Annotated in this window: 4 protein-coding genes, 1 tRNA gene and 1 pseudogene; 4 read left to right on the top strand and 2 right to left on the bottom strand. The window is 57.5% G+C overall.

What is annotated here, in order from left to right:
• Positions 1-121 precede the first annotated feature (121 nt).
• From VGI36_15635 to VGI36_15620, 4 genes and pseudogenes are all read left to right on the top strand, one after another.
• Positions 122-628: pseudogene (locus VGI36_15635) on the top strand (CmcJ/NvfI family oxidoreductase).
• 551 nt (positions 629-1,179) lie between these two features.
• Positions 1,180-1,569 carry a nuclear transport factor 2 family protein gene (locus VGI36_15630; GenBank protein HEY2486577.1) on the top strand — a complete coding sequence of 130 codons (390 nt, stop codon included), beginning with the start codon at positions 1,180-1,182 and terminating at the stop codon, positions 1,567-1,569.
• 40 nt (positions 1,570-1,609) lie between these two features.
• On the top strand, positions 1,610-2,473 hold the full coding sequence (locus VGI36_15625) for an RNA polymerase sigma factor (GenBank protein HEY2486576.1): 864 nt from the start codon (positions 1,610-1,612) through the stop codon (positions 2,471-2,473).
• A 61-nt stretch (positions 2,474-2,534) separates the two neighbouring features.
• On the top strand, positions 2,535-3,338 hold the full coding sequence (locus VGI36_15620; GenBank protein ID HEY2486575.1) for an SDR family oxidoreductase: 804 nt from the start codon (positions 2,535-2,537) through the stop codon (positions 3,336-3,338).
• Between the two features lie 694 nt (positions 3,339-4,032).
• Here the strand turns inward: VGI36_15620 and VGI36_15615 are convergent.
• Together VGI36_15615 and VGI36_15610 are read right to left on the bottom strand one after the other, a co-directional pair.
• Positions 4,033-4,107, bottom strand: a tRNA-Gly gene (locus tag VGI36_15615).
• A gap of 63 nt (positions 4,108-4,170) precedes the next feature.
• Positions 4,171-4,378, bottom strand: a 208-nt coding sequence (locus VGI36_15610; protein ID HEY2486574.1) for a hypothetical protein, incomplete at its 5' end; no start/stop codon positions are given.

The raw sequence follows: 4,378 nt of genomic DNA, 5'->3' as shown, positions 1-4,378 counted from the left end.
CTATCCTGAGATCGAGAAGCTCCTCTTGGACTTTTTCCCAGGCGCGACCGATGCGCTCGTCTAGAACCACGACGTCTTTGACAAAGACTACAAGGGCGACCGCACAGAGGATCAGGACCACAAGAATCCGGGTGTAAACGCGAACTACGCCAACATCGTACATAACGATCTGAACGACAACAGCGGCCGCGTGCGCTGCCGCGAGCTGCTCACGAAGAACCTGCGGAACTTCGGACGTCAGCAGCACTGCACCCCGGCGCAGGCCGACGCGAAGATGTCGCGGCGGTTCATGTCGATCAACCTCGCCAAGCCGATGGAGACCGTGGGCCAGTTCCCGTTCGTGCTCTGTGCCTGGCCTTCTTTTGCTGACCAGCCGTATATCACCAACTACCGCGTCTACGACGATCGCGTCGGCGAGACCACCCGCTTCACCTACCGCCCCGGCCACGAGTGGTACTGGTTTCCCCAGCAGAAGCCGACCGAGGTCTCGATGCTCAAGTGCTACGACTCGGTCACCGACGGCTCCGTCTCGCGCTGGTCTTTCCACAGTGCCTGCATCGACCCAACCGCGCCCGCCGACGCTCCCTGCCGCAAGAACGTCGTGGTGCGAGCCTTTGTCTTCTTCTAAGAAGACAAGAAGACACAGCGGCGCATTAAGCGCGTGAGCGAAAATCGATGAGCAGAGCGCCGCAACGAATCATAGATCTAGCCCACCTAGTGAAACCTGTTCGAAACGAAGTCGTCGGACTTCTTTTCAATCGCTATATTTTCCGAACGTTGCGGGAAATCGTTCGTCGGAAACAAAGAGCTTCGGTTAAGGATGTAGTCGGCTGCTCTTTGCGCCTGAGCCGTGGCGTGAATCAATAGCTTACGATCATCGCGCGGCATCTTGAGTAATCAGCAGGAAATCACAATGTGAAGGAACCGTGATCGGCTGCAGGGGCCGAACGAGTAAATAGGCGGTGTGGTGGCAGGCTTGCTGCGCATTATTTTGGGCATCAGACCCTAAATTCAGCCGGAGGGTTCTTCGACTCCACCAATCGGTCCTCCACCACCGTGGGCGGCTCAGATTAACCGAGCAATGCTCCCCTCCCCGCCCTTTCGGTGACCGAAGTCTCGGCGCTTCTGTCACACTCGGTCGCGGCGCGGGTCTAATGAAATAGAGAGGAGGATACGACCATGAGCGTTGATGAAATTCAGACCCTGGCGCAAAAATTCGCCGACGCCTTCGACCAGCGCGATATCAAAACCGTGCTCGACATGCTTTCAGACGACGTCGAGGTGTTTGATACCGTTCCCTATCGGTTCGACGGCAAGCCTCTTTTTGCCAAGTTTCTCAACGAGGCTTTCGAGGGTATCGCCTCGATAAGCTTCGGCTTTCGGCAGCCATCCTGCCGCGTGTACAACGATATTGTGGGGATAGTGAATGCTTACGACATGTTTACGGGTGCCACTAAGGACGGCAAGCCGATAGCCGCCCATGGCCGAACCACCTTGGTCTTTGTCAAACAGGGCACGCAATGGAAGATTGTGAGCTGTCACTTCTCGCACATGCCTCATACGCCCTGAAGGAGCGGACGAGAGCATGCGGACAGCAAAGAGGTGTGTGATGAGCACTAATAATCCTTTGGCCGACAACGCACCCACCGATCACGAGGATCAAGCTCTCGTGATGCGCACCCGCTCGGGCGACCGCGAGGCACTCGAACATCTAATTGAGCGCCATCAAGGGTGGATCTACAACATCGCGCTCCGCATGCTCTACCATCCGCAGGATGCCGAGGATGCAACCCAGGAGATCCTCGTCAAAGTGGTGACCCGGCTCTCTTCGTTCGAGGGTCGAAGCAGCTTCCGCACCTGGCTTTATCGGGTGGTCTTCAATCACCTGCTCAACATGAAGCGGGGCCGAGAAGAGCTGAAGATAACGACCTTTTCAGCTTACGGCGATGCAATAGATAACGCCCCTGACCTTGAGCTGCCGGATCCGAAAGGCGCATCGCCGGACACGAACCTGCTCGTGACTGAAGTTATGCTTGCCTGCACTTCGGGTATGCTGCTTTGCCTCGATCGCGAGCAGCGATTGACGTACATCCTGGGCGAGATTTTCGCAGTGAGCGACGCGGTGGGCGCCGAGGTGTTGGAAATCACAACGGAGAATTTTCGTCAGCGACTGAGCCGCGCGCGTCGAGACCTACGCAACTTCATGAACGACAAGTGCGGACTGGTAAACAAATCGAACCCATGCCGATGTGCAAAGAAGACCCGCGGCTTCATCCAGGAAGGTTACGTCGATCCGGATAACCTTCTATTCGCCCGGGGCCGAATGAGCGAGGTCCGGGAGGTCGCACCCAAGGTGTTTGAGAAGATCAAGACCCTGGACGACAAATGCGCGGAGATTTACCGGCGACATCAGTTCTACAAACCCCCTGACCTGAGACAAGTAGTTAGGCAATTGATCCAGGGCCCGATCTGAAAGTCTTCAGCGGGTGCCTTTCGAGATCCGACTACGATCGTCTTTGATAGGAGAATCGATCATGACGAACAGCTATCCCTTTTCTCTGTCTAACGAGGAGTTCAAAGATAAACGTGTTCTGGTAACGGGCGGCACGAAGGGTGTGGGAGAGGCTATCGTACGCCGCTTTCAACTAAGCGGCGCCCTTGTCGCCACGACCGCCCGCTCTCCATCGCTCCATGATCAAACGGCCGATCTCTTTGTGCAGGCGGATCTTGCCACCGCTTCCGGTGTACGATCGGTGGCGGATCGTATTCGCCAGGAGTGGGGCGGACTCGACGTTCTTGTCAATAATGTGGGCGGAACCGAAACCAGGCCCGGCGGCTTCGAAGTGCTCTCGGACGAAGATTGGCAGGAGATACTTGAACTCAACCTGCTGGCGGCCGTTCGACTAGACCGCATCTTCATTCCCGGCATGATCGAACGCAGGTCGGGGGCGGTTATCCACATCTCCTCGATCGCCCACCGTATGCCATTCTCCAATTCGACATTGGCCTACGCAGCAGCCAAGGGAGCTCTAAGCACTTACAGCAAAGGTCTCGCAAGGGGAGTGGCGAAAAACGGCGTGCGCGTCACGATGATCTCACCTGGTTTCATCGAAACCTCAGGGGCCCATGGAATGATCCTGGACATCTCAAAGGGAACCGGTGTCAGCGAGGAGGCCGCCCGCCAACAGATCATGGACATGCTGGGAGGCATTCCCGTTGGGCGGCCAGGCACGCCTGAGGATGTGGCCGAGTTAGTATGTTTTCTCGCTTCAGATCGAGCAGGATTCGTTATTGGCGCAGATTACATTCTTGACGGCGGCACGATGCCCACTTTTTGACGCCGCTCACGCAGATGGGCGTTTGACGGGGCGCCATACCCAGACTGTGCGCCTGACGCCGCTGCTTTGTGTCATACACTATCAGCACCTGAACCCCCTCGCCCCGTCGGCTACACCAACTGGACAACCAGCGAACGTCTTGACTAGAATGGTCGCAATGTTCCGAGTTCGTCTCGCGCTGCCTCGCTGAAGTCCCTAAGCGGGTCGATTACTATTCCACTCTATGCTCGCGCTGGTCGTTGACGAGCTGCAGGAGCAACGACGAGCTGCAGGAGCAACGCGCTCGCACCCAGCTTCGCGGCGATCTCGTGTTTGTGAACGACACTGGCGGGCCGATCGATCTGACCAACTTCCGCGATCGCAATTGGAAACGAATTCTCGTGAAGGCTTCTCTGCGGCGGCGCACAGTCTATCAGTGCAGACACACCTATGCCGCGCTGCAACTTTCGCGCGGAGAAAATCCGCAGTACGTCGCGCACCAGATGGGCCACACGACTCTCGAAATGATCATCCGTCACTACGCGCGATGGTCACGAAGACCCGAGCGTGTTGGCACTCTAGCTCACCAGCTTTCCGCCAAGTTCCCGCAAATTTCGCCAGAAAAATGCCAGAAAATGGCTGCCGCGAACGCACCGAACGTTCGCGGTGCAAGCCGCCGATCGTCACAAACCGCTGATTTTACAAGGGAAAATCGTGGAGCGGGCGACCGGGGTCGAACCGGCGACGTCCAGCTTGGGAAGCTGGCATTCTACCACTGAATTACGCCCGCCCGAGTCGGAGTCTAGGGTCGCTGCGCCGACGTGTCAAATCGATAGTCGCAGCGGAGCGCGTATCAACGGCCTGCGATACAAACCACGTCGCAGCACGGCACACATCGCGAGCCCGAGCCCGACAAGCGCGCTCCGATAAGCGCGCAATGTCGGGCCGCCGCAGAGAGCAGACCGGAGGGCACGCGCAGCGCCGTCAAAGACGCGGGCGCATGATGACGCTGCGCGAAACCGGGTTTCGCGACGAAAACTGCGCGAGCCAGGTTAGAAACT

The organism is Candidatus Binataceae bacterium (assembly GCA_036495685.1).
In the GTDB taxonomy this organism is placed as follows: Bacteria; Desulfobacterota; Binatia; order Binatales; family Binataceae; genus JAFAHS01.
The sequence above is the reverse complement of the archived record's forward strand: the minus strand, read 5'-3'. Positions and strand labels throughout refer to the sequence as shown.